General features: G+C 55.9%; 26 protein-coding genes. 7 read left to right on the top strand and 19 right to left on the bottom strand.

The window, feature by feature from the left end; genetic code table 11:
* Positions 1 to 9: 9 nt before the first annotated feature.
* Positions 10 to 1,113 carry a glutamate 5-kinase gene (gene proB, locus FVB43_RS11635; protein WP_133846226.1) on the bottom strand — a complete coding sequence of 368 codons (1,104 nt, stop codon included), beginning with the start codon at positions 1,111 to 1,113 and terminating at the stop codon, positions 10 to 12.
* Positions 1,114 to 1,359: 246 nt separating this feature from the next.
* On the opposite strand from proB, the gene FVB43_RS11630 reads away from it, so the two are divergent.
* Positions 1,360 to 2,514, top strand: a complete 1,155-nt coding sequence (locus FVB43_RS11630) for a porin (protein ID WP_272952614.1) — start codon at positions 1,360 to 1,362, stop codon at positions 2,512 to 2,514.
* A gap of 125 nt (positions 2,515 to 2,639) precedes the next feature.
* On the opposite strand, the gene crl is transcribed toward FVB43_RS11630, so the two are convergent.
* From crl to gpt, 3 genes are all read right to left on the bottom strand, one after another.
* Positions 2,640 to 3,041 (bottom strand): sigma factor-binding protein Crl, encoded by a 402-nt coding sequence (crl, locus tag FVB43_RS11625; RefSeq protein WP_133846225.1) that lies wholly within the window; start codon positions 3,039 to 3,041, stop codon positions 2,640 to 2,642.
* Positions 3,042 to 3,098: 57 nt separating this feature from the next.
* Positions 3,099 to 4,349: an esterase FrsA gene (gene frsA, locus FVB43_RS11620; RefSeq protein WP_133846224.1), complete on the bottom strand. Its 1,251-nt coding sequence runs from the start codon at positions 4,347 to 4,349 to the stop codon at positions 3,099 to 3,101.
* A 146-nt stretch (positions 4,350 to 4,495) separates the two neighbouring features.
* On the bottom strand, positions 4,496 to 4,954 hold the full coding sequence (gene gpt / locus FVB43_RS11615) for a xanthine phosphoribosyltransferase (protein ID WP_133846223.1): 459 nt from the start codon (positions 4,952 to 4,954) through the stop codon (positions 4,496 to 4,498).
* Between the two features lie 264 nt (positions 4,955 to 5,218).
* Here gpt and pepD point away from each other — a divergent pair, with 264 nt between their 5' ends.
* Positions 5,219 to 6,676 (top strand): beta-Ala-His dipeptidase, encoded by a 1,458-nt coding sequence (gene pepD / locus FVB43_RS11610; protein ID WP_167864044.1) that lies wholly within the window; start codon positions 5,219 to 5,221, stop codon positions 6,674 to 6,676.
* A gap of 119 nt (positions 6,677 to 6,795) precedes the next feature.
* Here pepD and dinB read toward each other — a convergent pair whose 3' ends face one another.
* Complete coding sequence (gene dinB, locus FVB43_RS11605) at positions 6,796 to 7,851, bottom strand: DNA polymerase IV (protein ID WP_159337620.1); 1,056 nt, start codon at positions 7,849 to 7,851, stop codon at positions 6,796 to 6,798.
* A 213-nt stretch (positions 7,852 to 8,064) separates the two neighbouring features.
* On the opposite strand from dinB, the gene dpaA reads away from it, so the two are divergent.
* Positions 8,065 to 8,799, top strand: a complete 735-nt coding sequence (gene dpaA, locus FVB43_RS11600) for a peptidoglycan meso-diaminopimelic acid protein amidase (protein ID WP_133846220.1) — start codon at positions 8,065 to 8,067, stop codon at positions 8,797 to 8,799.
* Here dpaA and FVB43_RS11595 read toward each other — a convergent pair.
* A complete protein-coding gene (locus FVB43_RS11595; RefSeq protein ID WP_133846219.1) occupies positions 8,770 to 9,537 on the bottom strand; it encodes a class II glutamine amidotransferase in 768 nt (255 codons plus the stop codon). The two genes, dpaA and FVB43_RS11595, sit on opposite strands and share 30 nt — an antisense overlap.
* Positions 9,538 to 9,687: 150 nt before the next feature.
* Positions 9,688 to 10,266 (bottom strand): D-sedoheptulose 7-phosphate isomerase, encoded by a 579-nt coding sequence (gene lpcA, locus FVB43_RS11590; protein ID WP_133846218.1) that lies wholly within the window; start codon positions 10,264 to 10,266, stop codon positions 9,688 to 9,690.
* 216 nt (positions 10,267 to 10,482) lie between these two features.
* Between lpcA and fadE the strand changes: the two genes are divergently transcribed.
* A complete protein-coding gene (gene fadE, locus FVB43_RS11585) occupies positions 10,483 to 12,927 on the top strand; it encodes an acyl-CoA dehydrogenase FadE (RefSeq protein WP_167864043.1) in 2,445 nt (814 codons plus the stop codon).
* A gap of 59 nt (positions 12,928 to 12,986) precedes the next feature.
* Here fadE and mtnK read toward each other — a convergent pair whose 3' ends face one another.
* Positions 12,987 to 14,186 carry an S-methyl-5-thioribose kinase gene (gene mtnK, locus FVB43_RS11580; protein ID WP_133846216.1) on the bottom strand — a complete coding sequence of 400 codons (1,200 nt, stop codon included), beginning with the start codon at positions 14,184 to 14,186 and terminating at the stop codon, positions 12,987 to 12,989.
* A gap of 115 nt (positions 14,187 to 14,301) precedes the next feature.
* Here mtnK and mtnA point away from each other — a divergent pair, with 115 nt between their 5' ends.
* Positions 14,302 to 15,327 (top strand): S-methyl-5-thioribose-1-phosphate isomerase, encoded by a 1,026-nt coding sequence (gene mtnA / locus FVB43_RS11575; protein WP_167864042.1) that lies wholly within the window; start codon positions 14,302 to 14,304, stop codon positions 15,325 to 15,327.
* Positions 15,328 to 15,460: 133 nt separating this feature from the next.
* On the opposite strand, the gene FVB43_RS11570 is transcribed toward mtnA, so the two are convergent.
* From FVB43_RS11570 to FVB43_RS11560, 3 genes are read right to left on the bottom strand one after another with little or no spacing between them, the layout of a single operon-like run.
* On the bottom strand, positions 15,461 to 16,003 hold the full coding sequence (locus FVB43_RS11570) for a 1,2-dihydroxy-3-keto-5-methylthiopentene dioxygenase (protein WP_133846214.1): 543 nt from the start codon (positions 16,001 to 16,003) through the stop codon (positions 15,461 to 15,463).
* Complete coding sequence (mtnC, locus tag FVB43_RS11565) at positions 16,000 to 16,689, bottom strand: acireductone synthase (protein ID WP_133846213.1); 690 nt, start codon at positions 16,687 to 16,689, stop codon at positions 16,000 to 16,002. The genes FVB43_RS11570 and mtnC overlap by 4 nt, the downstream gene beginning before the upstream one ends.
* Positions 16,686 to 17,300 carry a methylthioribulose 1-phosphate dehydratase gene (locus FVB43_RS11560; RefSeq protein ID WP_167864041.1) on the bottom strand — a complete coding sequence of 205 codons (615 nt, stop codon included), beginning with the start codon at positions 17,298 to 17,300 and terminating at the stop codon, positions 16,686 to 16,688. The genes mtnC and FVB43_RS11560 overlap by 4 nt, the downstream gene beginning before the upstream one ends.
* Positions 17,301 to 17,440: 140 nt before the next feature.
* On the opposite strand from FVB43_RS11560, the gene FVB43_RS11555 reads away from it, so the two are divergent.
* Both FVB43_RS11555 and FVB43_RS11550 read left to right on the top strand, forming a co-directional pair.
* Entirely contained in the window at positions 17,441 to 18,601 is a 1,161-nt protein-coding gene (locus tag FVB43_RS11555) for a pyridoxal phosphate-dependent aminotransferase (protein WP_167864040.1), read from the top strand.
* A complete protein-coding gene (locus tag FVB43_RS11550; protein WP_167864039.1) occupies positions 18,589 to 19,356 on the top strand; it encodes an amidohydrolase in 768 nt (255 codons plus the stop codon). Before FVB43_RS11555 ends, FVB43_RS11550 begins: the two co-directional genes overlap by 13 nt.
* 55 nt (positions 19,357 to 19,411) lie before the next feature.
* On the opposite strand, the gene uraH is transcribed toward FVB43_RS11550, so the two are convergent.
* From uraH to FVB43_RS11510, 8 genes are all read right to left on the bottom strand, one after another.
* Entirely contained in the window at positions 19,412 to 19,744 is a 333-nt protein-coding gene (uraH, locus tag FVB43_RS11545; RefSeq protein ID WP_133846209.1) for a hydroxyisourate hydrolase, read from the bottom strand.
* On the bottom strand, positions 19,741 to 20,235 hold the full coding sequence (uraD, locus tag FVB43_RS11540) for a 2-oxo-4-hydroxy-4-carboxy-5-ureidoimidazoline decarboxylase (RefSeq protein ID WP_133846208.1): 495 nt from the start codon (positions 20,233 to 20,235) through the stop codon (positions 19,741 to 19,743). The genes uraH and uraD overlap by 4 nt, the downstream gene beginning before the upstream one ends.
* A 197-nt stretch (positions 20,236 to 20,432) precedes the next feature.
* Positions 20,433 to 21,704, bottom strand: coding sequence for an allantoate amidohydrolase (gene hpxK / locus FVB43_RS11535; protein ID WP_159337608.1), 1,272 nt, complete (start codon positions 21,702 to 21,704; stop codon positions 20,433 to 20,435).
* Positions 21,701 to 22,939, bottom strand: coding sequence for a pyridoxal-phosphate-dependent aminotransferase family protein (locus FVB43_RS11530; protein WP_133846327.1), 1,239 nt, complete (start codon positions 22,937 to 22,939; stop codon positions 21,701 to 21,703). The genes hpxK and FVB43_RS11530 overlap by 4 nt, the downstream gene beginning before the upstream one ends.
* A gap of 143 nt (positions 22,940 to 23,082) precedes the next feature.
* Positions 23,083 to 23,817 (bottom strand): amino acid ABC transporter ATP-binding protein, encoded by a 735-nt coding sequence (locus FVB43_RS11525; protein WP_133846206.1) that lies wholly within the window; start codon positions 23,815 to 23,817, stop codon positions 23,083 to 23,085.
* A complete protein-coding gene (locus tag FVB43_RS11520) occupies positions 23,798 to 24,454 on the bottom strand; it encodes an amino acid ABC transporter permease (RefSeq protein WP_133846326.1) in 657 nt (218 codons plus the stop codon). Before FVB43_RS11520 ends, FVB43_RS11525 begins: the two co-directional genes overlap by 20 nt.
* Positions 24,454 to 25,119 (bottom strand): amino acid ABC transporter permease, encoded by a 666-nt coding sequence (locus FVB43_RS11515; RefSeq protein ID WP_133846205.1) that lies wholly within the window; start codon positions 25,117 to 25,119, stop codon positions 24,454 to 24,456. Before FVB43_RS11515 ends, FVB43_RS11520 begins: the two co-directional genes overlap by 1 nt.
* Positions 25,120 to 25,132: 13 nt before the next feature.
* Entirely contained in the window at positions 25,133 to 25,915 is a 783-nt protein-coding gene (locus FVB43_RS11510; protein ID WP_133846204.1) for a transporter substrate-binding domain-containing protein, read from the bottom strand.
* Positions 25,916 to 25,986: the final 71 nt, after the last annotated feature.

Genomic DNA, 25,986 nt, shown 5'->3' with positions numbered 1-25,986 from the left:
GCGTATTCCTTAAGAAACAATCATATCGTCACGATGTATCGCCACCGGACCATATTCATAACCTAAAATTTCGCTGATCTGCTGGGAGTGATGTCCGGCAATCATACGCATGGCATCGCTGTTATAGCGCGATACGCCGTGGGCAACATCGCGCCCCTGCAAACTGCGAATACGGATCACTTCACCACGGGAAAAGTTGCCGCTAATTTCACGGATACCTTTTGGCAACAAGGAGCTACCGCGTTCCAGAATCGCTGACAGCGCCCCATCATCCACCACCAGCTCACCGGCCGGAGGCGCACCGAAGATCCAGCGCTTGCGATTTTCCAGCGGGGTTTCAAAAGCGTGGAAGCGGGTCCCAACCGGGTTGGAGGCAATCACATCACCAATCACACCAGGACGGTTACCGGCCGCAATAATGGTATCAATACCGGCGCGACAGGCCACATCCGCCGCCTGGAGTTTAGTCGCCATACCGCCCGTTCCCAGGCCTGAAACACTGTCACCCGCCAGCGCACGCAGCGCATCGTCGATACCGTGAACATCGCGGATCAGTTCGGCTTCCGGATTATTACGCGGATCGGCAGTAAACAATCCCTGCTGATCGGTGAGCAGCAGCAGCTTATCGGCACCAGCAAGGATAGCCGCCAGCGCAGAGAGGTTGTCGTTATCACCCACTTTGATTTCAGCAGTGGCGACCGCGTCATTTTCGTTGATGACGGGCACGATATGGTTATCGAGCAGCGCGCGCATGGTGTCACGGGCGTTAAGGAAACGCTCGCGATCTTCAAGGTCTGCGCGGGTCAGCAGCATCTGGCCGATATGAATACCGTAGATCGAGAACAGCTGTTCCCACAGCTGGATCAGACGGCTCTGCCCCACCGCAGCCAGCAGCTGCTTAGAGGCGATGGTCGGGGGCAGTTCAGGATAGCCAAGGTGCTCACGTCCTGCCGCCATCGCGCCAGAGGTCACAATCACAATCCGATGGCCCGCGGCATGTTGCTGTGCGCACTGACGCACCAGCTCCACAATATGGGCCCGATTCAGCCGACGCGATCCGCCGGTCAGTACGCTGGTCCCCAGTTTCACCACCAGGGTCTGGCTGCTGCTCATTATTTCCTGCCATTTCGTAAAAAAGAGTACAAAGAAACGTTTTAGCAGGTGTGGTGCCCGAAGCCAACAGCCAGCGCGGGAAAAGGGCGAAAAAGCCCTGACCACTTGCTAGTCCAAAAGTTCGCAATTAACAAGAAGTGTTGAAAACTGTAATAAAACTTTAATGGAGAAAGGGTAAAAAGTCCGTGCTTCGAACAGAGCCTTCGGGCCGTTTATTACTTTTACTCTTTCGGGATTGATAGCAAAATGATGAAGAAAAGCGCACTGGCAATCTTAACCGCAGCTCTGGCCCTGTCCACCGCTGCACAAGCCGCAGAAGTCTATAACAAAGACGGCAACAAACTGGATTTCTACGGTAAAGTTAAAGCAATGCGTTACATGAGTGAAGCGGACACCAATGCCAGCAACAACGCTGACAAGTCCTACGTCCGTATCGGCTTCAAGGGCCAGACCCAGATTAACGACCAACTGACCGGTTACGGCCAGTGGGAATACAACTTCAGCGCCAGCAACTCAGAAGGCGGTGCTGATGCGCAAGCCGGTAACAAAACCCGTCTGGGCTTCGCCGGTCTGAAACTGAACGATTTTGGTTCTATCGACTACGGCCGTAACTACGGTGTGATCTACGACGTGGAAGCCTGGACCGATATGATGCCTGAGTTCGGCGGCACCGGTTACACCCGCGCTGACACCTATATGCTGACCCGTGGTAACAGCATGCTGACCTACCGTAACAACGACTTCTTCGGTCTGGTCGATGGTCTGAAATTTGCCTTGCAGTATCAGGGTAAAAACGACGCTTCATCAACACGTGCGGGTAACGTGAGTAACGGCGATGGTTACGGCGCATCTCTTTCTTATAAAATCATTGATGGTCTGAGTGTCAATGGGGCGTTTTCTTCTTCTAACCGCCTGATCGCCAATGAGACTACACCAGGCCTTGGCCAGAAAAATGCGGCATTCGGTTCTGGTGACAAAGCTGAAGCCTGGGCAACCGGTCTGAAATATGACAACAACGGTGTATACCTGGCAACGACCTACGCTGAAACGCGTAACATGAACCCAATCAACAGCGGTGCAACCTTCACTCAGGCTAACGGCACAACAACCGCCGTGTCAGGTTATGTGAATAAACTGTCGAATTTTGAAGTTGTGGCACAGTACCAGTTCGACTGGGGCCTGCGTCCATCACTGGCCTATGTGCAGACGAAAGGCAAAGATATGGAAAATGGCGTTGGTGATGCTGATCTGTACAAATTTGTTGATATCGGTGCGACGTACTACTTCAACAAAAACATGTCTACCTTTGTCGATTACAAAGTTAACCTGTTGAGCGATGACAACAAATTGAACCTGAACACCGACGATATCGTTGCTGTAGGTGTGATGTACCAGTTCTAATCCCTTTGACGCTGTGACACGCCACTGCCACAGCGATAAATGATTTACCCCTCGTTATGTGTCTAAAACAAAGGCTGGAGCAATCCAGCCTTTTCTTATGGGGGGTCAGGAATGAACAGGCAGGACTACGCGGTCAGTTTAACCGGCTTGTCAGCAAAACCGGCTGCCGGGACCAGGCCCAGCTCGATCTCTGCTAACTGCGCCTTTAAACGCTCATGGAAGTTACGTAACGTCTCTTCAAGACGGGCATTATTATCCTTACCCTTTACCGTGCTCGGCTTCCAGTTGCCTTCTTTATCAAACAGACCAAAGTGATACTCATAGGTGAAATGGTCAGTCTGGGCTTCCAGCTCCATCCACCAGCCCCAGAACTCACGCAGTTCCGGTTCAGGTTTCACATTGACGCAAACGGCCAGGCAATCAAAGAAGAAGCGGTCGCCTTCACATTTGCCTTCACGGATGTAAGGACCCAAAGAGTGAAAGCGCTTGATCAGCCGACTCTTAGGATGTCCACTCGGTAACGTCATCGTTAAAACCTCCATAATTGAGTCTATAGTTGTAGCAAACTATTGAATATTAGCAACTCATACGTCTAAGCGCTGCGCCAGCCAGTCACAAATGTCACGCAGGCCTTTATCAAAATTCGCCATCGCCGGGGAGGTGTTAATCTTTAACAAACGCCCGGCGCTGGAGGAATTGGTGATCAGCCGTGATTCTTCTTCCGGGCTAAACGGGTCATGAGCCCAGTAACCGGACAGCATCGGCGTCGGGCAACGGCGGCCCAGCAGTCCCTGAATTTTCAGTGAGAAACGGCTCAGTTCAGTGCGTAATGCACTGTCGGATGTCCCTGACATGCCAAGGCGACTGGCCAGCATATCCATATACATTTCAGGTACGCGATCCTGTAAGTTGGTATCGCTAAGCAGGCTGTGTACCACTGGCCCAAGGCAGGCTACGCCGCGCAGGCGCTGGCTTTCCAGATAGGCCAGTCTGACCGCCACGTTAGCCCCAAAACGGAAACCAAAGGCGGCGACGCGCGTGTGATCAACCCAGGCCACATTTTCCAGCTGACGCAGTACCTGTTGGTGCAGGAAGCTGGAATCCTGGGTCAGCTTCCATTTAGAGGAAAAGCCCACCGATGGCATATCCAGCGTCAGCATCGCAATGCCACGCGGGGCAAGGTAGTCATGAAAAAGACGGTAATGGTCGCTTTGCAGCGCATCCAGGCTACCACACAGCAGCACCGTCGGATAAGGGGCTTTCACGTCCGGCGGCATATGCAGGAAACCGGTCACCGGGCTGCCACCAGCAATAGCAAACTCCAGTGCTTTCAGTTCGCCAGGCAGACGGTGGGTGGCTTCTTCATAAGCGCGGCTGGCCAGCACCTGCGCCTGCTCTGCCAGTTCATCCTCTTTCAGATGCGGATAGCCCGCCACGCTGTAAAGGTGCGCCGCATGGAGCCAGTACTGGCCCGCTTGCGCGTCATCGTCACATTCGGTGGCCTTCTGCTGCCAAAGCGCCGCCTGCTTTGACCACTCATAGATCCAGTTGCCGCCGCGATAGCCAATCACCGTATCCAGCAGTTGATCATCGGTATGTTCAACGGTGCTGACGGCGATACGTGCCAGCACTTCACTCACTTCCTGCGGCGTCAGTCCACGCCAGGTCCACAGCAGGCGGTTAATCATCCGATACCAGCCGGCATGGGTTTCGCCATCCAGCGCAGACTGGATGCTCAACGGGCGATGATGATGCAGACGTCGCACCAGCGATGAGGTTTCCGGGTGTTTAAAACGCGGCTTGAAGAGTTCTTCGCTGAGGTTTTTCGGCGACATAACAGGGCGTTCCTCTGGCGTACGGGTAGGATTTGAGTCTACCGTAGCAGGGAGTTTCACGCGAAGGGTAAAAACAAACACGCCCGACAGAATCGGGCGTGTTTTGATCTAACACACTAAATGTCTCTGATGACAGAGTGAATCAATCAGCTTTTTACCAGCGGGGGAAGGTAGGCAATGCCCATGTCCCACGGCTGTTCAATCCAGGTGTTTTGCGGGATGTCGATAACATAATCATCCACCAGCGGGCGTCCGGCTGGTTTAGCGAAAATCGTCACGAAATGCGCTTTCGGGTACATCTCACGGATAGCCTGTGCAGTGCCGCCGGTGTCCACCAGGTCATCGATCACGATGAAACCTTCACCATCCCCTTCTGCACGCTTCAGCACGGTCATTTCGCGCTGGTTATCGTGGTCGTAGCTGGAGATGCAAACCGTGTCGACGTGGCGGATACACAGCTCACGCGCCAGTAAGGCGGCAGGTACCAGACCACCACGGCTGACGGCAATAATGCCTTTCCACTGTTCAGCGGGCAGAAGGCGCTCGGCCAGTTTACGGGCATGGATTTGCAGCATGTCCCAGGTGACGATGTATTTTTCACTCATTAAAAGAATCCCGGCCAATGAAATTGGCTTAAAAATTGTGCAAGGGGAGCGGTTGCGCGAAATTATAGTGATCTGAGGCACTAAAAACCAGCCCGCTGCACCTTGTATCCCCCTTTTTTCCTGGGGCATCGTGAGCATGTGTCAGAAATCGGTGATATTCTTTTGCCATCGCGTCAGATTCGCTGACGGGAATTTTCCAACCGATATCAGCGCATGCTTCCTGCCTGCACGGCAGAAAGGGAGTGCTGACACAGGAGAGTTATCGTGTCTGAATTGTCTCAATTATCCCCACAACCATTGTGGGATATTTTTGCCAAAATTTGCTCCATTCCCCATCCTTCTTATCATGAAGAACAACTGGCTGCCCATGTGATCGCCTGGGCGACGGAGCAGGGTTTCTGGAATGAGCGCGACCAGGTGGGTAACATCCTGATCCGTAAACCTGCCACGCCGGGTTATGAAAATCGTAAACCCGTGGCGCTTCAGGCGCACCTTGATATGGTGCCGCAGAAAAACAACGACACGGTGCATGACTTTACCCAAGACCCGATTCAGCCCTGGATCGATGGCGAGTGGGTAAAAGCACGCGGCACCACGCTGGGTGCCGATAACGGTATTGGTATGGCTTCAGCTCTGGCCGTGCTGGCTGATAACAGCCTGGAACATGGTCCGCTGGAAGTGCTGCTGACCATGACCGAAGAGACCGGCATGGTCGGTGCCTTCGGATTGAAAGCAGGCTGGTTGCAGGCCGATATTTTGATTAACACCGATTCCGAAGAGGAAGGTGAGATCTATATGGGTTGTGCTGGCGGTATCGACTTTACCAGCACACTGCCGCTGACCCGTGAAGCGGTTCCGGCCGGTTATCAGACGGTGAAACTGACGCTGAAAGGCCTGAAAGGCGGTCACTCCGGTTGTGATATTCACGTGGGTCTGGGGAATGCCAACAAACTGCTGGCGCGCTTCCTGTTCTCCCATGCGGCGGATCTTGACCTGCGTCTGGTGGATTTCAGCGGCGGTACGCTGCGGAATGCGATCCCACGTGAAGCCTTCGCCACGCTGGCGGTTCCTGTTGCGAACCTCGATAAGCTGAAGTCACTGGCAGCCGGCTATCTGCTGACGCTGCAAAATGAGCTGAGCCTGAAAGAGAAAAACATTGCCGTGGTGGTCGAGGATCTGGCCCATGCGGAGCAGGCTCTGAGCACCACCAGCCGTGATGCGTTTATCGCTCTGCTGAACAGCACACCGAATGGCGTGATCCGTCAGTCAGATGTAATGAAAGGCGTGGTGGAAACCTCGCTGAACGTCGGTGTGGTGACGTTTGAAGGCAATGAAGCGAAGATTAACTCACTGATCCGTTCACTGATCGACAGCGGTAAAGAGTACGTGGTGGAAATGCTTACTGCGCTCGGCCAGCTGGCTGGAGCGAAAACCCTCGCCAAAGGCAGCTATCCTGGCTGGCAGCCGGATGCCACCTCACCGGTGATGGCGCTGGTGCGTGAAACCTATGAAAAACTGTTCGATAAAACCCCGAACATCCAGGTTATCCACGCCGGTCTGGAGTGCGGTCTGTTTAAAGAACCGTACCCACAGATGGACATGGTATCGATTGGGCCGACCATCACCGGGCCACACTCCCCGGATGAGCAGGTGCATATTGGAAGCGTTGACCTGTACTGGCAGCTGCTGACTGCGCTGTTGAAGGCGATCCCGGTTAAGTAATGCTGCGCATATGATACGGGCGAGGCATGCCTCGCCCCTACGACAGCCTCTATACAGGCATGCCCCGCGCCCTGTCACAATCGCGACACTCGCAGGGGTCAGGTATGCCTGACCCGCCCTTACAATCCCAATAACAATTGCCTTTCCAGCTGCGGGTCCAGCAGCGTCACATGCAATCCCACCAGCCTCACGCCGCGCCCTGCACGCCGTTCATCCCAGCTTTTTCGCGCAATCTCAATCAGATCGGCCTTATTCAGTACCTGCCACACATGCTCCTGCGTGGTCTGCTGGAAATCATTAAACTTCAGCTTTACACCCTGACGGGCAATCTGGCGATCCGGCTTAATGTTATCCAGCCGCCGTGCCAGCTCATCGTACAGCAGGTCGATAATTTCCAGGCAGGCTTCCCAGCTATGAATATCCTCCGACAGCGTCCGCTCCACGCCAAGAGATTTACGCTCACGGGTAGTGATGACTTCCCGGTCATCAATGCCATTACTGCGCTCCCACAGCACGCGGCCAAACTTACCAAACCGCCTCAGCAAGGTGACCAAATCGGTTTTTTGCACATCGGCACAGGTGTTCAGCCCCATCTCTTCTAACTTACGCGCCGTGACTTTTCCCACGCCGGGAATTTTCGCCAGCGGCAGGGCCAGCAGGAAGTCAGGCATCTGCTGCGGCGTAATGACAAACTGGCCGTTAGGTTTATTCATATCGGAGGCGATTTTTGCCAGGAATTTAATCGGCGCTATCCCGGCTGATGCGGTGAGATTCAGCTCCTGCTGGATCGTATCGCGGATCTCACGCGCGATCAGCGTGGCCGATCCATGGCAATGCTGGCTGTCAGTGACATCCAGGTAAGCTTCATCAAGCGACAGGGGTTCAATCAGGGCAGTATAGCGGGAAAAGATGTCACGAATATGGGCGCTGGCTTCTTTATAAGCGTCATAGCGGCCCCGAATCACCGTCAGGTGCGGGCAGAGCTTAAGCGCCATCGCCGTTGACATCGCACTGTGCACACCAAATTTCCGCGCAGGATAATTCGCCGTGCTGATGACGCCGCGCTGTTTTTCGCTGCCGCCAATCGCGATGGGGATATCACGCAGGCTGGGGTTATCGCGCATTTCCACTGCGGCAAAAAAGCAGTCCATATCCACGTGAATGATTTTACGCATAGCCCCCTCCGATAATACTGTATAAGTATACAGTCAAAAAGCCAGAGTTCAATACGCAACGGAACGCACATAAATTAAGGTTTTTATTCTTCGCTATCTTGATAAAAAAATAGACAATGCTAAGGTGACGCAGCGATAGCGGAATTATCCGATATTGTCAGTACAGACGCCTTCCGGCGTTGCTTTCAACCCCTACATTTCAAGGGAACCAGAATGGGCAAAATCGCACTGCTGTTTGCGATGATTTTTCTGCCAGCCGTTGTCTTCGCCAGCGTACCGGATTCGGTTACCCCACTGGCCCCGGTAAGCAAAGAGTTAAAGAAACAACTGATTGGTACCCCCGTGTACCTGCAAATCTTCAAAGAAGAACGCACGCTGGAACTGTACGGCAAAATCGGCAACGAATTCCGCCTGCTTAACAGCTACCGCATCTGTAATTTTTCGGGTGGATTGGGGCCAAAACGCGTACAGGGCGACTTCAAAAGTCCGGAAGGTTTTTACAGCGTGGGACTTTCCCAGTTAAAACCAGACAGCCGCTTTTATCGTGCGATTAACGTCGGCTTTCCGAACGAATACGATCGCCAGCAGGGTTATCAGGGGAAATATCTGATGATCCACGGCAACTGCGTGTCAATTGGCTGCTATGCCATGACCGATGCCTATATGGATGAAATTTATCACTATGTGGAAGCCGCGCTGCGCAATGGCCAGCCACGTGTTGAAGTCAGTATTTATCCGTTCCGCATGACCGACAGCAACATGCAGCGCCATCGCTACTCCACTTACATCAATTTCTGGAAGCAATTGCAGCCGGGTTACACGCAGTTCGTGCAGACCAAACAGCCTCCGGCGGTCAACGTTAGCGATGGCAAGTACGTACTGAGCCGCCCGATGACAGGCAACTCAGCCGTACAGGAATCAGCGCTCGCGCTCACCCAGGCAAAATAACGCCCATTCACCTGGCTCAATCTTGTGCCAGGTTTCATTCGCCGTCAGCGGCTGAGTGGCCACCACTGTGACCACGTCATTTGGCGTGGTCTGCTTCTGAAAATCAATTTCCACATCCTGATCCAGCAATTTGGCTTTGCCGAACGGGGCACGTCGGGTGATCCAGAACAGATTGGTCGAACAGAACGCCATCAGATAGCGGCCATCTGACAGCAGCATGTTAAACACCCCTTTCTCACGCATCTCTGCCGCCAGTTCCGCAATGTAGCGGAAGACGGCTGGCCAGTTGCCCGGCGTACGCGGATAGCGAGTGGTCAGCTTATGCAACAACCAGCAGAAGGCAATCTCACTGTCGGTTTCACCCACGGGGCGATAAGGGCCGGTATCCAGGTTTTTATAGCCTTTAAGCTGCCCGTTGTGCGCGTAAGTCCAGTTACGTCCCCACAGTTCGCGGGTAAACGGGTGCGTATTTTCCAGCGATACTTCACCCCGGTTCGCCTGGCGAATATGCGCCACCACCGAACAGGACTTAATCGGATATTCCTGCACCAGTCGGGCAATCGGCGATTGAAAACTGGGTTGCGGATCTTTAAATGTGCGGCAGCCTTTCCCTTCATAAAAGGTAATGCCCCAGCCATCTTTATGCGGGCCCGTTCCGCCACCGCGCTGCACCAGCCCGGTAAAACTAAAACAGATGTCCGTCGGGACGTTCGCGCTCATCCCAAGTAGTTCGCACACAGGATTACCTCGTGAAAATAGATTCTATCCCCAATGGATTTCACGTTGCAGGAAGGCGGCAAACGAGTGAATCCCCGGGAGCTTACACGAGTAAGTGACCGGGGTTCACGAGAGCAGCTAACGCACCTGCGGCGTGAAAGATGAAGGGGATTATTTGACCATTTCTTTTTCGATGAGCAGCATCAAGATATGAATCACTTTGATGTGAATCTCCTGAATACGGTCAGCATAACCGAAGTGCGGCACACGAATTTCTACGTCGGCCACGCCATCCATTTTGCCGCCGTCTTTACCGGTCAGGGTGATTACTTTCATCCCTTTGGCACGCGCAGCTTCAACCGCTTTAATAATATTACCGGAGTTACCCGATGTGGAGATCCCTAACAGCACATCCCCTGCTTTCCCCACCGCTTCAATGTAGCGTGAGAAAACAAAATCATAGCCAAAGTCATTACTGACGCAGGACAGGTGGCTGACATCAGAAATCGCGATCGCCGGATAGCCAGGGCGGTTTTCACGGTAGCGCCCCGTCAACTCCTCAGCAAAATGCATCGCATCGCAGTGGGAACCGCCATTACCACAGGAGAGAACCTTACCACCTGCTTTAAATGAATCAGCCAGCAGCACGGCCGCACGCTGGATCGCCTCGATGTTTGCATCTTCACTAAGAAATTTATTCAGCGTCTCTGCCGCTTCGTTCAGCTCGGCGCGAATGATGTCCTGATACATAGGGATGTCCTTTTAGGAAAGAGTTACTGTAGGAGTTTATCAAGTTGCCAGAGAGCCGGGAAGCGATCTCCCCGCCCCCCAGAGGGATTAACGCTTCGTGCCACCGCTTTGTGAGCCAGGTTGTAATTATTATGTAAACAGATTGCACCTGACGCCGTGGTAATCTAAACATATACCCAACAGGTCGGACCTCTTACTACTTACGGAGCACATGTTATGATGGTTCTCAGTATTGTGGCGACGATCGTGCTGATTGGCGCCCTGTTTTATCACCGTATTAATCTGCTGGCTGCCAGTGCTGCGTTGCTGCTCTGGACCGCTGTGCTCGGACTGGCAGGGCTGTGGACACTTTGGCTGCTGGTCCCGCTGGTGCTTATTCTGCTGCCATTTAATCTCCTGCCCATGCGCCAGGCGCTGTTCAGCAAACCCACGCTGAACACCTTCCAGAAAGTGATGCCGCCGATGTCACGCACCGAAAAAGAAGCCATCGATGCCGGTACCACCTGGTGGGAAGGCGATCTGTTCCGTGGTACACCGGACTGGAAAAAACTTCATGCCTATCCGCAGCCGCGACTGACGCCGGAAGAGCAGGCGTTTATTGACGGTCCGGTAGAAGAAGCCTGCCGTATGGCAAATGACTTCCAGATCACCCATGAAATGGCCGATTTGCCGCCTGAGCTGTGGGCGTATCTCAAACAGCACCGCTTCTTCGCCATGATTATCAAGAAAGAGTACGGCGGCCTTGAATTTTCGGCCTACGCTCAGGCGCGCGTGCTGCAAAAATTGTCAGGGGTTTCCGGGATTCTGGCGATCACGGTGGGTGTGCCTAACTCCCTTGGCCCGGGCGAACTGCTCCAGCATTACGGGACCGAAGCGCAGAAAGATCACTACCTGCCTCGTCTGGCAAGCGGCCAGGAGATCCCCTGCTTTGCCCTGACCAGCCCGGAAGCGGGTTCCGATGCCGGTGCCATCCCGGATGTTGGCGTGGTATGCATGGGTGAATGGGAAGGTCAGCAGGTGTTGGGTATGCGCCTCACCTGGAACAAACGCTATATCACCCTCGCCCCTATCGCCACTGTGCTCGGCCTGGCGTTTAAGCTTTCTGACCCCGACCATTTGCTGGGCGAAACGGAAGAGTTAGGGATCACCTGTGCGCTGATCCCCACGCAGACACCGGGCGTGGAAATTGGTCAACGGCATTTCCCGCTCAACGTACCGTTCCAGAACGGCCCGACACGCGGCCAGGATATCTTTGTGCCGATTGATTTTATTATCGGTGGCCCGGAAATGGCCGGACAGGGCTGGCGAATGCTGGTTGAGTGTCTGTCAGTGGGCCGTGGCATTACTCTGCCGTCCAACTCCACCGGCAGCCTGAAAAGCATTGCACTGGCGATTGGCGCGTATGCGCATATTCGTCGTCAGTTCCGCCTGCCGATTGGCAAGATGGAGGGGATTGAAGAACCGCTGGCACGCATCGCCGGGAACACCTATGTGATGGATGCCGCCGCCACGCTGATCACCAGTGGCATTATGCTTGGTGAAAAACCGGCGGTGCTGTCCGCCATCGTGAAATACCACTGTACTCATCGCGGTCAGCGGGCAATTGTTGACGCCATGGATATTGCGGGCGGTAAAGGCATTATGCTCGGCAGCAGCAACTTCCTTGCCCGCGCTTATCAGGGGGCGCCGATTGCCATTACGGTGGAAGGCGCCAACATTCTGACCCGCAGTATGATTATCTTCGGCCAGGGTGCTATTCGTTGCCACCCTTACGTGCTGGAAGAGATGGCGGCAGCGCAGAATAATGATGTGACAGCCTTTGATAAGGCGCTGTTCAGCCATATCGGCCACGTGGGCAGCAATACGCTGCGCAGCCTGTGGCTGGGACTCACGGGTGGCCGCACCAGCGCCTCGCCGACTCGCGATGCCACCCGTCGTTACTATCAGCATCTGAACCGCGTCAGTGCCAACCTTGCACTGCTGTCGGATGTCTCAATGTCCGTGCTGGGCGGCAGCCTGAAACGCCGCGAGCGCATTTCGGCGCGCCTTGGCGATATCCTGAGCCAGCTCTATCTGGCCTCGGCAGCGCTGAAGCGTTATGAGGATGAAGGACGTAACGAAGCCGATTTACCGCTGCTGCACTGGGGCGTTCAGGATGCGCTGAATCAGGCAGACACGGCTATCGACGACCTGCTGCGCAACTTCCCGAACCGCCTGGTGGCGGGCCTGGTACGCGCCGTGGTGTTCCCGACCGGCCGTCACAGCCGGGCGCCGTCCGACCGCCTGGATCATCAACTGGCGCTTATTTTGCAGGTGCCATCCGCCACCCGCAACCGCCTGGGGCGCGGTCAGTATCTCGCACCGAGTGAACACAACCCGGCAGGCCAGCTGGAAGAAGCGCTGCACGATGTGATGGCCGCAGAAGCGATTCATGACCGCCTGTGTAAACAGCAGAAAAAAAATCTGTCGTTTACCCGTCTGGATGCACTGGCAGCACAAGGGCTGGAGGCGGGATGGGTCACCCAGGAAGAAGCCGATATTCTGATCCGTGCTGAAGTCAGCCGCCTGCGCTCAATTAACGTGGATGAATTTGACGCCGATGCGCTGGCAACTCAACCGGTAAAAGAGGTAAAGCCACCACGTAAAATCGAAGCGGCATAAAGTAACAAGGCCGATCGACGTTATCGATCGGCCTTTATTCACTGAGAGGCAATAAACCGTTAACCGTTCTGGCGGATACGTGCAATCAGTGCTTCCACATCCGGCACATGATCAGCCAGCAGGATCAGGCTGCGCCCCAGGATTATCGCCTGGCGCACGCATTCGATGCGCATCGCTTCATCTTCAATCTTCTTGATATCTGCGACCTGCGACATCCCCACGGTACGGCGGATAAGTTCAGTGCCGCAATAGCCGATGGTATCGCTCCACACCTTACGCAGGAATTCGCGGGAGTAGCCCGGCACGGCCAGCGCACGATCGCGGCTCTTCTCTGCCGCCAGCGCCAGGAAACCCTCGGTGAAACTCAGCCATACTTCACGCACATCGTTAAGACGATTTTCACGCGCGGCGGCCGCTTCACGCGGTGGCAGCAGGCCCGGTGCTGCACAGTAGCTGATCAACAAATTGCCCAGTGCGCTGCCAATATCAAAGCCCATCGGGCCGTAGAAACCGAACTCCGCATCAATCACTTTCAAGCGGCCTTCTTTCACAAAGATCGAACCGCTGTGAACATCCCCATGCAGTAAGGCTTCTGCGTGGCAGTAGAAGCGATGCTTCAGGCCGCCAACGGCGAGCCTTAAGGCCTGATCATCACGCAGGGATTCAGCCAGCGGCTCCAGCGCACGCGGATAAGCATTTCGCTCATGAACCTCGTAGGGTTCATTGAAGAATAACTCTTCGGTGATATCGCACAGCTCAGGATTGGTAAAACGGATCACGTCCGCTTTTTTCTGATACGGATGCTGGAAGAAATCAGAAGTATGGAACAGGGTTTGCGCGAGGTACTCACCCAGTTGCCCTGCCGCCTGCGGATATTCAACGCCGTTCACCAGCTCGGTACGCCAGATCGCATGGTCAGAGAGATCTTCCATCACCATCACCGCCAGTTCCGGATCGTAGTGCAGGATGTTGACCGTATGCTGCGGGCAGAATTTTCCGTGCTCAATCAGCACTTCCGCTTCCAGACGCGCACGGTCAAGGGTGAGAGGCCAGGATTCGCCCACGCAGCGCACATAAGGCAGTGCCTGCTTGACGATCACCCGGCTGACGCCTGCCGTATCAAAAATCTTGAACACCAGGTTGAGATTACCATCGCCGACTTCCTGCGAATCAACCAGCGTTTCGGGGTTCGCCACGCCGCCAAACTGGCGAGCATATTCCACGGCATCCGCTGCGGTGAACGTACGGTATTGCGACATTGATCTGCCCCTCAAAAATAACCCATGTTTCGTTGTAATAAGCCGTTCAGACGTCTATACATCCGTTAGCCATGTTGGCACAATATGATGCATTAAAGCAACCAGGATTTAACTCATGCAAACACTCAGTACCACCAGCTTACAGGTTCGTGATAATCAGCTCTGGATCCTCGACCAGCAGGCCCTGCCGCAGCAGAAAATCTGGTGTCCGACGCCGGACGTTGCCGGGCTGGTGGGTCATATTAAAGCCCTGCGTGTGCGTGGCGCTCCGCTGATCGGGCTGTCTGCCAGCCTGTTGCTTGCCCTGCTGGCCGAAAACGGCATGGCAAAACCGCAGCTGGCTGAGGCGCTGGAGGTGTTGCGTGCTTCGCGCCCGACGGCGGTAAATCTGATGAATAACCTTGATCGCATGAAGCTGGCACTGGCGAAGGATGATTTCGTTAGCGCGCTGGGCACAGAAGCACTGCGCCTGATCGATGAAGATAAAGCGCTGTGCGACAGCATTGCTGTTGCCGGTAGCGCATTGATTACGCCCGGTAGCCGTTTGCTGACCCACTGCAATACCGGCGGGCTGGCCACCGCAGGCGTTGGCACGGCGTTAGGAGTGATTGCACGTGGCTGGCAGGAAGGCACGGTCGCCAGTGTCTGGGTGGATGAAACCCGCCCCCTGTTGCAGGGTGGCCGACTGACCGCCTGGGAGCTGGGTGAGCTGGGCATCCCTTACCGCCTGATTTGTGACTCGATGGCCGCCAGTCTGATGGCTCAGGGACAGGTTGATGCTATCTGGGTAGGCGCTGACCGCATTGCTGCCAACGGTGACGTGGCCAACAAGATTGGCACTTACAGCCTGGCGGTACTGGCGAAGTATCACAACATTCCGTTCTACGTTGCGGCACCGCATACCACCCTGGACCGTGAATGCCCGAACGGAGAGGCCATCCCGATTGAACAGCGCGCTGCCCGCGAAGTGACCGGTGTAGCCGGAAGCTTTGGTGATGTGCAGTGGGCGCCAGACGATGCGCAGGTGTATAACCCGGCGTTTGATGTGACGCCTGCCTCACTGATTAGCGGCTGGGTGCTGGATACCGGGGTCGTCACCCCTGTGCAGGTAGAAGCGGGTGAGTTTCAGCCACGGCTTTAAGAACGATGAATTCCCTAAATTATTCGAGTTGCAGCAAGGCGTCAAAGCTGTGAGTCCCTGGGAGCATAGGTAGCTATGTGACCAGGATGAGCAGCTGCAGTCAACGCAGCTGCAGCTGGAAGAATGACGGGGATTACGGTAAACGCGGATACGCATCGGCGATGGTGTCACCGGTAAACTTCGCGACCCAGCCTTCCTGGTTATCGAAAATACGGATAGCAGTGAAGTTGGGTGACGATCCCATATCAAACCAGTGCGGCGTTCCGGCGGGTACCGAAATCAGATCATTCTTCTCACACAGGATCTGGTAGATGTGCCCGTCAAGGTGCAGACAGAAAAGCCCCGCCCCTTCCACAAAGAAACGCACTTCATCTTCACCGTGGGTGTGCTCAGAAAGAAACTTGGTGCGCAGCACCTCTTTCTGCGGGTTATCTGCACGCATGCTGATGACATCCCAGCTCTGATAGCCTTTTTCTGCCACCAGACGATCAATGGCATGCTGATAGGCGTTGATCACCGTTGCGGCATCCGGATTTTCACCCAGGTCACGGTCCGCTTCCCAACGCTCAAAGCGCACCTCTTTACTGTGCAACTTGTCGGCAATCTCTGCCGCATCGGTGCTGTGCCAGACCGGTGTGGTCGCTTCGGTATCGGTAAAAATAGTCAGTGCACTCATGAGTTCAACAGCTCCTGGTTAATCTGATCAAAACCTGCAACCTGACGATGACGGCTCTCAGTGTCCGCGTCGCCGCGTATTAACTGCACGGTGTTCCAGCCTGCATCCTGTGCGGCGTCCAGCTCCTGATGAATATCGGATAAGAACAGCAAATTCTCTGCGGGCAACCCAATCTGGCTGGCAATGTTGCGATAAGCATCGACTTCACGTTTGGCACCCACATGGGTATCAAAGTATCCGCTAAACAGGCCAGTGATATCACCGGCGTCGCTGTAGCCAAATAACAATTTCTGCGCAGCTACGGAGCCAGATGAATAAACATACAGCGCCACGCCCTGCTGCTGCCACTGTTTTAATGCAGGCAGCACGTCGGCATACAGATGGCCGGTAAAACTGCCATTCTCATAGCCCGCACGCCAGATCATGCCCTGTAAGGCTTTCAGCGCGGTGGATTTACGATCCTGATCCATATAACCGAACAGCACCTGCACCAGTTCATCCGGTGTCGCCTGCGGATTGCCGGCCTCCACACGCAGATCGTCAAGCGCCTGGGCCACCGCCGGTTGCTGCTGATGTTCAGTAATAAAAGCGGGAAGATGCTGACGCGCATAAGGGAACAGGACGTTATGCACAAAGCGAATATCGCTGGTGGTGCCTTCAATATCAGTGATGATGGCGCGGATCATGATTTCTCCAGAACGCGACGTTGTAATTCACACTGGAATAAAAACTCCAGCCCTTCAAGATGACGGCGCGCGTCATTGACGTCTTTGCCCCAACAGGTCAGCCCGTGACCGCGCAGCAGAAAACCATAACGCAGCGGGGTATGGGCCGCAAACTGTTCAATACGCTGTGCCAGCGCGTCAATATCCTGGTCGTTATCGAACAGGGCAATCGGCACCGCATCAAGATGTGAGTGTTGTCCGGCCAGCGTCTTCTGCATCTCATAGCCCTGCAATGTCAGCGCCGCACTTTTCTCCACACGCGACAGCACGGTGGAATTCACCGTGTGGGTATGCAGCACCGCTCCCGCATCAGGAAACAGGCGGTAGATCAGCGTATGCAGACCCGTTTCCGCCGATGGCTTGCGCCCGGAGGGGACAAGATTGGTAGCAATATCGACCTGGATAAAGTCGTCACGCGTCAGGCTGCCTTTGTCTTTGCCGGACTCACTCAGCAGGCAGAACTGCGCATCCTGGCGCACGGACATATTACCGCCCGTGGCCGGGGCCCAGCCGCGAGCACCAATCCAGTGACAGGCAGCAACTAATTGATCTAACTGAGAGCTTTGCGTCATCTCTTTCCTTAGTGTGAAAGATGATAAAGGTAGATATAGACGTCTAAGCGTCTTGATTGCCAAATAGTAACATCGTGTTATATTGGCAGCAATACAGGACTCCAACATCACATTTCTGCGTTGCAAAAGGGTTATTACTGATGAGCCAGACGCCGTTCACCCCAGAGAGCAAACTGCCTGCGCTGGGCACCACCATTTTCACTCAGATGAGCGCGCTCGCGCAGCAGTACAACGCCATCAATCTGTCCCAGGGTTTTCCCGACTTTGACGGCCCGCAGTATCTGCAACAGCGTCTGGCACATCATGTCAGCCAGGGCGCAAATCAGTATGCCCCGATGACAGGAGTCGCCCCGTTACGTGAAGCGATTGCGAAGAAAACCGCCGGGTTGTACGGCTACGCGCCGGATGTAAACACCGAAATTACTGTGACCGCTGGCGCTACCGAAGCCCTTTATGCTGCAATTACCGCGCTGGTCCGTCCGGGCGATGAAGTGATCTGCTTTGACCCGAGCTACGACAGCTATGCGCCCGCCGTTACGCTGGCTGGCGGCGTGATGAAACGCATCGCCTTGCAGCCACCTGGCTTCCGCCCTGACTGGCAGACGTTTACCGCACTGCTGTCGCCAAAAACGCGGCTGGTGATCCTCAATACCCCACATAACCCGTCAGCCACCGTGTGGCAGAAGAGCGACTTCGCCCAGCTGTGGCAAGCCATTCGCCAGCAGGAAATCTACGTTCTCAGCGACGAAGTGTATGAACACATCTGTTTCGATGCGAACGGTCACGCCAGCGTGCTGGCACATCCTGAGCTGCGTGCCCGTGCTATTGCGGTGTCTTCATTTGGTAAAACCTTCCATATGACCGGCTGGAAAGTGGGTTACTGCGTGGCCCCGGCGGCAATCAGTGCTGAAGTGCGCAAGGTACACCAATACCTGACCTTCTCCGTCAATACGCCTGCGCAGCTGGCTATCGCGGATATGCTGGAGGTTGAACCGCAACACTATCGCGAACTGCCGGACTTCTACCGTGCGCGCCGTGACCGCTTTGTGAAAGCCCTGTCGGGCAGCCGTTTCGAACTGCTGCCGTGCGAAGGCACCTATTTCCTGCTGGCCGATTACAGCGCCATCTCCGATCTGGATGATGTGGCATTCTGCCAGTGGCTGACCAAAGAAGTGGGCGTGGCCGCCATACCGCTGTCGGTATTCTGCGCTGATGCCTTCCCCCATAAACTGATCCGCCTGTGCTTCGCCAAACAGGAAGCCACGCTGGACGCTGCCGCGGAGCGCCTGTGTCAACTTTAAACATTACCGTCCTTCAGCAGCCGCTGGTATGGATGGATGGCCCGGCTAACCTGGCCTTTTTCGACGGTCTGCTCGCCGATATCCAGCATCGTGACCTGATTATCCTGCCGGAAATGTTCACCACCGGATTTGCCATGGAGGCGGCGGCAAGCTCACTGCCCGAAAACGAGGTGATTGCCTGGCTGCAGGCGAAAGCCGCCGCGGCCCATGCGATGGTGGCTGGCAGCGCCGCGATTCAGGTGGAGAAAGGCGCGGTGAACCGCTTCTTCCTCGTGGAACCTGAGGGCAAGGTGCATTTCTATGACAAGCGCCATCTGTTCCGTATGGCCGGGGAACATGAACACTATCTGGCGGGCGATCGCCGTGAGGTGATCGAGTGGCGTGGCTGGCGTATTCTGCCGCAGGTCTGTTACGACCTGCGCTTCCCGGTGTTTTCCCGCAATCAGAACGATTACGACCTGGCGCTGTATGTCGCCAACTGGCCAGCGCCGCGTGCGCTGCACTGGCAGACGCTGTTACAGGCGCGCGCCATTGAAAACCAGGCGTATATCGCCGGATGTAACCGCGTGGGCACCGATGGCAACGGCCACGCCTACAGCGGTGACAGCCGGATCATCAGCCCGCAGGGAGAAATCTTAGCCCAGGGTGAACCGCATCAACCTGCCCGTCTGGATGCTACGCTGTCGCTGGAGAACCTGCGCGAGTACCGCGAGAAATTCCCGGCATGGCGTGATGCGGACAGTTTTCGTTTGTGATTGTCACGGGCCGATGAAAACAGAGTGGGCGACCCTTTTTTCCAGTCGCCCCAATTTATGAACCGCGATAGGTGGACCACGACCACGGGGTGATCAAAAAGGGTAAGTGGTAGTGGCCGGTGGTGGCAATCACGAAATCAATCTGCGCGTTGACGTACAGGGTTTCACGCCCGTCGGCAGCAAAATAGTCGCCGATTTCGGCCGTCAGACGATAGTGGCCCGGTGCCAGCGGCTGCGGCGTCAGATCGCCAATGCGGCCGTCAGCATTGGTGACACCAGAGGCCAGGAGCTGCCAGCCTGTCGGGCTGTTTTGTTCAAGGGCAATCGTCACACCTGCCGCCGGTTTCCCCAGGGCAGTATCAAGAATATGCGTGGTTACTGTGCTCAACGGAACGTCTCCTCTAAGCGTAATAACGTGATGTCGCGTAGCTGTTGCAGCGCTTCGTGCTGTTCCTGCTGCGCATCGTTTTGCAGGCGGCGTTGCAGCTCCGTAAGGATCTGCTCACCGCTGCGGCCTTTGGCGCGGATCAGAAAGACCTGGCTAAAGCGCTGTTCATAGATGGCGTTACCTGCCTGTAATGCCTGCGCCAGTGGAAGGTCCGCAGCATTGACCTGCCCCTGTTCACCGCGGGACAGTGCAGCCTCTTTGCCTGACCCGCCCGCACGCTCGCCAATACGCGGATGAGCAGTGAGTGCCTGGGCTAGCGCAACGCTATCCCAGGTCTGCGACAGTGATTCAGCCTGCGCCAGTAGCGCCGCCAGCGAAGCATAAGGCCGGGCATCTACCACTGCCGCAGCCCACTCAGGTAGCGCGACACAATGTTCAATACTGTGCTGCGCATCGGCAGCGCTGACCTGGTTGAACTGCGTCAGGTTCATAGTCATCACTCCACCAAGCCGGGTCGGGCATGCCCGACCCCTACGAAAGCCTGCCCCCTTACGAAGACCAGGCCGTATGTCCGACCCCTACGAAAGCCTGCCCCCTTACGAAGGCCAGGCCGTATGTCCGACCCCTACGAAAGCCTGCCCCTTACGAAGGCCAGGCCGTATGTCCGACCCCTACGAAAGCCTACCCCTTACGAAGGCCAGGCCGTATGTCCGACCCCTACGACAACCTCTACGTAGGCCTGCACCGCCAGCGCCACGTCTTCCGTCATCACGGATTCCGCCGGATGGTGGCTGATACCCCGATCGCAACGCACAAACAGCATCCCTACTGGCCAGCGTTCGGCAATGGCAATCGCATCATGCCCGGCACCGCTCGGCAGCGACAGACTGCGCCCCTGGACGGTGGTCACCGCACGGCTCAGCGCCGCCTGCAAACCGTCATCACAGCGTGTGGCCGGGATCTGATAATATTCTTCAGCGCTAAAGCTCAGTCCGCGACGCAGCGCAATGGCTTCGCCCTGAACAAGCAGTTCAGAGAGCAATTCGGCCAGCGGCCGATCTTCCGGTCCACGCACGTCCAGCGTCAGGGTCACCTCTCCCGGGATCACATTGACCGCACCCGGATGGCACTGGAGTGTCCCGACGGTCGCCACCAGCTGCGGGTTATGCTCCGGGGTGCGTTGCTCAATAAACACCATCCATTCGGCGGCGGCGGCCAGTGCATCTTTCCGGTGGCTCATCGGCACCGTGCCGGCATGTCCGGCTTCGCCGGTAAAACGACAGTTCAGGCGGCGGGCACCGTTAATGGCCGTAACCACCCCCAGCGCCAGCTGCTCCTGCTCCAGGCAAGGCCCCTGTTCGATATGCAGTTCCAGGTAGGCAACGAAATCTTCGACGTCACGCGCAGCCTGCCACAGCAGATCCGGGTTAAAGCCGATATCCCTCATCGCCTGCCCCACGGTAATGCTGTTGCCGTCCGGGTGCGTCAGCCAGCTGTCGGGCCAGGTGCCTGTCAGACCACGGCTGCCGAGCAACGTGATGCCGAAGCGTGTCCCTTCTTCGTCGGCAAAACCGATGATCTCAATCGCCAGCGGCAGGCGTTCGCCGCGATCGTGCAGATACTGCACGGTTTCAATCGCCGCCAGCACGCCGAGCATACCGTCGTAGCGCCCGGCATTACGCACGGTATCCAGATGCGAACCCAACAACAGCGCTTTCGCATCCTGCCGCTCGCCTTCATAACGCCCGCAGATATTACCCACGCTGTCTTGCCACACCTGCATTCCGGCGGCTTTCATCCACTTGCCCACCATGGCATTGGCACGCAGATGCTCCGGCGAAAGGTAAACGCGGGTCAGGTATCCCGGGGTTTCACTGATTTCTGCCAGCGCATCACAGCGTGCCATCACGCGCGCAGCGGCGGCGGCGGCGGCAGTGGCATTCATCAGGCTCTCACTCATCCGCGGCTCCCGTTGTAGTGATCCCAGGCCGCCTGCATCGCTGCACCCTGAGTACTGCGGAAACCGAGGTAGTTCAGCACCGATTCCAGTGCGCTCAGGGTCTGCATCACGCAGTCTTTACGCGCGTTGTACCCCATGGTGCCGATGCGCCACACCTTGCCGATCAGTGGGCCAAATGAGGTGCCGATCTCGATGCCGAAATCTTCCAGCATCAGCTTACGGACCTGATCGCCGTTGACACCCGGCGGTATCATCACGCCGAGCACGTTATTCATTTTGTGTTCGAGGTTACCGAAGGTGTCCAGCCCCATTCCCTGGATGCCCTTAAGCAGCGCATCGCCGTGCAGCTTGTGGCGGGCAATGCCGTTATCCAGCCCCTCTTCAAGGATCAGACGCGCACATTCACGGGCGCCAAACAGCGCCGAGGTGGCTTCCGTATGGTGATTCAATCGCTCAGGGCCCCAGTAGTCCATGATCATGCCGAGATCGAAATAGTTGGAGTAGATCATCTCGTCATCGCCGTCCTGATGCGCATCAGTGCGGATCCCGGCTTCCACGCATTTGCGTTGGCGGATCACCGCTTCCATTGCCGGACTCAGCGTGATCGGCGAGGTGCCGGACGGGCCACCGAGGCATTTCTGCATCCCAGCGGAGACAGCATCTAATCCCCAGGCATCGGTTTCCAGCACATTTCCGGCGAACGAAGCGGTAGCATCGGTATAGAACAGCACGCCATATTTTCGGCAGATGGCACCCAGTTCTTCCAGCGGTTGCAGCATCGTGGTGGAGGTGTCGCCCTGCACTGTCAGCAGCAGGCGCGGCTTCACTTTTTTAATGGCATCTTCGATCTGATCCGGGGTGAACACTTCGCCCCACGGCACGTCAATGGTGTGGACTTCAGCGCGGCAACGGCGGGCGATTTCACACAGCAGATGGCCGAAACGACCAAATACCGGCACCAGCACTTTATCGCCAGGGCGGATCGCCGACAGCAGGATGGCTTCGATCCCGGCGCGTGACGTGCCGTCGATCAGCATCGTCCAGCGATTTTCAGTGCGAAACACGCCGCGATACAGCGCCATCACTTCGTTCATATATTGCGTCATCGCCGGATCGTACTGGCCCAACAGCTGGCTGGACATAGCACGCAGCACACGCGGATCGGCATTGATCGGTCCCGGCCCCATCAGCAGGCGCTGCGGCGGGTTAATTTGGGTAAATGTAGAGAGATCCATCATCGATTCCTATATTGAAATAACCCCTTAGGCGTTACTGGTGCAGGCAGTTTGAACACGGACAGCGCACAAGAACCGGAGCGTACACGTAGTACGTGAGGATTCTGAGCACTGCCCAGGTTCAAAATGACAAACAAAGCCGCCTAAAGCCCACGCACCGAGGAGATAAACTGTTTTAATTCATTTGTTTGTGGGTCAGAGAAGACTGTTTTACTGTCGCCCTGCTCCCATACCCGCCCCTGGTGCATAAACACCACGCGGTCACCGACTTCACGGGCAAAATTCATTTCGTGCGTCACGAGGATCAGCGTCATGCCCTCTTTGGCCAGCTGCTCAAGCACTTTCAACACTTCACCCACCAGCTCTGGGTCCAGCGCGGAGGTGATTTCATCACACAACAGCACCTTGGGTGACATCGCCAGGGCACGGGCGATCGCCACGCGCTGCTGCTGGCCACCGGACAGATTGGCAGGATAGTAATCCATTCGGTCGCCCAGACCGACTTTTTCCAGCATCCGGGCCGCCAGCTCGCGGCACTCGGCGTCTTTTTTCTTCAGTACCCGGCGCGGTGCCAGCATCACATTTTCCAGCGCAGTCATGTGCGGGAACAGGTTGAAGTTCTGAAACACCATGCCGACGGAGCGGCTGATATCGCGGGCCTGGGTATCCCGATCGGTGATGGTCATCCCGCCCAGCTTGATACTGCCTTCCTGGTAACCTTCCAGCCCGTTGATGCAGCGCAGCAGGGTACTTTTACCCGAGCCACTGCGACCAATGATGGAGATCACTTCACCCATTTCGATGTCGAGATCCACGCCTTTCAGTACGTGGTTGTCGCCATAATATTTCTGCACCTGATTAATGGTGATGAGCGGCATTGAATTTCTTCTCCAGATACTGGCTGTAGCGTGACAGCGGGTAACACATCAGGAAGTAGCCGAGGGCGACTAATCCGAACACTTTGAAAGGTTGATAGGTGACGTTATTCAGAATGGTGCCCGCCTTGGTCAGCTCGATAAAACCGATAATCGAGGCCAGCGCCGTTCCTTTCACCACCTGTACGGCAAAGCCCACCGTGGGGGCAATGCCAATGCGCAGCGCCTGCGGCAGCACCACGCGGTAAAGCGTCTGGCCAACACTCAGACCGAGGCAGCGGCAGGCTTCCCACTGGCCTTTTGGCAGGGCTTTGATGCTGCCGTGCCAGATATCAACTAAAAAGGCACTGGTGTAAAACGTCAGGGCCAGCGAGGCCGCCGTCCAAGGCGACACATCTATGCCGAACAGCGCCACGCCGAAGAAGGCAAGGAACAGCTGCATCAGCAACGGCGTACCCTGGAACAGTTCGATATAGCAGCGGATAATGCGGTTCGGCCATTTACGCCCGCTGAGGCGCACCATCACTAGCGGCATCGCCACCAGCGTGCCACCGAAAAAGGCGGTCAGGGAGAGCGCAATCGTCCAGCGCGCCGCCAGCAGCAGGTTGCGCAGGATGTCCCAGTCGGTAAAGGTTGTCATCATGGCTGCTCTCCAAACCACTTACGGCCCGCCGCCAGTAGTAACTGGCGCATGGCAATCGACAGCGCCAGATACATCAGCGTGGTCACCAGGTAGACTTCAAAACTCAAAAAGGTGCGCGACTGGATCAGGTTGGCAGCAAAGGTCAGCTCTTCATAAGAGACCTGCGACACCACCGATGAACCGAGCATCACGATAATGCACTGGCTGACCAGCGCCGGATAAATACGCTTCATTGACGGTGGCAACACCACCCGAATAAAGGTCTGCGTGCGCGTCAGGCCCAGCACCCGCCCCGCTTCCCACTGCCCTTTTGGCGTCACCTGTATTCCGGCGCGGATAATTTCCGTGCTGTAAGCGCCCAGGTTAATCAGCATCGCCAGCAGCGCCGCTTCCCCTGCCGTGAGTTTCAACCCCAGATTGGGCAAGCCAAAGACGATAAAAAACAGCTGGACCACAAACGGCGTATTGCGGATCAGCTCGACATACACACCCCAGATACGGCTCAACGTCGACGGTTTACCGCTGCGCAGCGCCGCGCCGAAGATACCCAGCGCTACCCCGCCCACCGTTGCCATCACCGTTAGCTGGATCGTCACCCACAGGCCGGAGAGAAGCTCCGGCCAGAAGGGCCACAGTGCAGGAAAATTCAGTTGCCCCATCATCAGTCAGCCCCAACTAGCCCAGATCGGCTGGCAGCGGTGCTTTCAGCCACTGCTCAGAGAGACCGTTCAGGGTTTTGTCCTGAATCGCCTGCTCAATCAGCGCATCGACTTTGGCCTTCAGTGCCGGTTCATTCTTCTTCATGCCGATAAAGCACGGTGAATCCTTCAGCATAAATTTCGCCACGGGCGCTTTATCCGCGTTCTGACGAGCAATGGCTGCTACCACCAGGTTGCCGGTGGCCACATATTCCACCTGACCCGACAGATAAGCCGACAGCGTGGTGTTGTTATCTTCATAACGTTTCACCTGTGCCTCTTTCGGCGCGATGCCGGTCAGCACCATATCTTCCACCGCCCCACGGGTGACGCCGATCGATTTGCCGCTCAGTGCAGCCGCATCTTTCAGCGTGCCGTCTTTCGGGCCAAACACACCGAGGAAGAACGGCGCGTAGGCACGGCTGAAGTCGATCACTTTCTCACGTTCCGGGTTTTTCCCCAGACTGGAGATCACCAGATCCACTTTATCGGTTTGCAGATAAGGGACGCGGTTGGCGCTGGTCACGGGCACCAGCTGCAACTTAAGTTTCATCTGTTTCGCCAGGTACTTCGCCATATCGATGTCATAGCCCTGCGGCTGTAAATCGGTACCGACGGAACCAAACGGCGGGAAGTCCTGAGGGACCGCGATGCGGATAACGCCACGTTTTTCAATGTCCTGTAACTGATCGGCATGCGCCGTGATGGCCTGAGAAAACAGCACGGCACCTGCCAGTAATGCGAATAACCCTTTTTTCATCTTCACTTCCCCGGTTAATACATCATGAAACGAAAGATTCTTAAAGAATTTAATTGCAACTAATGTGCCAG

It is taken from the genome of Erwinia rhapontici, from assembly GCF_012271765.1.
Classification (GTDB): domain Bacteria; phylum Pseudomonadota; class Gammaproteobacteria; order Enterobacterales; family Enterobacteriaceae; genus Erwinia; species Erwinia rhapontici.
This window is presented reverse-complemented; position numbering and strand designations above follow the sequence as displayed.

Excerpts from the sequence above, each read along its gene's own strand:
- proB (WP_133846226.1), bottom strand. The coding sequence starts at position 1,113 with ATGAGCAGCAGCCAGACCCTGGTGGTGAAACTGGGGACCAGCGTACTG.
- FVB43_RS11630 (WP_272952614.1), top strand. The coding sequence starts at position 1,360 with ATGATGAAGAAAAGCGCACTGGCAATCTTAACCGCAGCTCTGGCCCTG.
- crl (WP_133846225.1), bottom strand. The coding sequence starts at position 3,041 with ATGACGTTACCGAGTGGACATCCTAAGAGTCGGCTGATCAAGCGCTTT.
- frsA (WP_133846224.1), bottom strand. The coding sequence starts at position 4,349 with ATGTCGCCGAAAAACCTCAGCGAAGAACTCTTCAAGCCGCGTTTTAAA.
- gpt (WP_133846223.1), bottom strand. The coding sequence starts at position 4,954 with ATGAGTGAAAAATACATCGTCACCTGGGACATGCTGCAAATCCATGCC.
- dinB (WP_159337620.1), bottom strand. The coding sequence starts at position 7,851 with ATGCGTAAAATCATTCACGTGGATATGGACTGCTTTTTTGCCGCAGTG.
- dpaA (WP_133846220.1), top strand. The coding sequence starts at position 8,065 with ATGGGCAAAATCGCACTGCTGTTTGCGATGATTTTTCTGCCAGCCGTT.
- lpcA (WP_133846218.1), bottom strand. The coding sequence starts at position 10,266 with ATGTATCAGGACATCATTCGCGCCGAGCTGAACGAAGCGGCAGAGACG.
- fadE (WP_167864043.1), top strand. The coding sequence starts at position 10,483 with ATGATGGTTCTCAGTATTGTGGCGACGATCGTGCTGATTGGCGCCCTG.
- mtnK (WP_133846216.1), bottom strand. The coding sequence starts at position 14,186 with ATGTCGCAATACCGTACGTTCACCGCAGCGGATGCCGTGGAATATGCT.
- mtnA (WP_167864042.1), top strand. The coding sequence starts at position 14,302 with ATGCAAACACTCAGTACCACCAGCTTACAGGTTCGTGATAATCAGCTC.
- FVB43_RS11570 (WP_133846214.1), bottom strand. The coding sequence starts at position 16,003 with ATGAGTGCACTGACTATTTTTACCGATACCGAAGCGACCACACCGGTC.
- mtnC (WP_133846213.1), bottom strand. The coding sequence starts at position 16,689 with ATGATCCGCGCCATCATCACTGATATTGAAGGCACCACCAGCGATATT.
- FVB43_RS11560 (WP_167864041.1), bottom strand. The coding sequence starts at position 17,300 with ATGACGCAAAGCTCTCAGTTAGATCAATTAGTTGCTGCCTGTCACTGG.
- FVB43_RS11555 (WP_167864040.1), top strand. The coding sequence starts at position 17,441 with ATGAGCCAGACGCCGTTCACCCCAGAGAGCAAACTGCCTGCGCTGGGC.
- uraD (WP_133846208.1), bottom strand. The coding sequence starts at position 20,235 with ATGAACCTGACGCAGTTCAACCAGGTCAGCGCTGCCGATGCGCAGCAC.
- hpxK (WP_159337608.1), bottom strand. The coding sequence starts at position 21,704 with ATGAGTGAGAGCCTGATGAATGCCACTGCCGCCGCCGCCGCCGCTGCG.
- FVB43_RS11530 (WP_133846327.1), bottom strand. The coding sequence starts at position 22,939 with ATGGATCTCTCTACATTTACCCAAATTAACCCGCCGCAGCGCCTGCTG.
- FVB43_RS11525 (WP_133846206.1), bottom strand. The coding sequence starts at position 23,817 with ATGCCGCTCATCACCATTAATCAGGTGCAGAAATATTATGGCGACAAC.
- FVB43_RS11520 (WP_133846326.1), bottom strand. The coding sequence starts at position 24,454 with ATGACAACCTTTACCGACTGGGACATCCTGCGCAACCTGCTGCTGGCG.
- FVB43_RS11515 (WP_133846205.1), bottom strand. The coding sequence starts at position 25,119 with ATGATGGGGCAACTGAATTTTCCTGCACTGTGGCCCTTCTGGCCGGAG.
- FVB43_RS11510 (WP_133846204.1), bottom strand. The coding sequence starts at position 25,915 with ATGAAAAAAGGGTTATTCGCATTACTGGCAGGTGCCGTGCTGTTTTCT.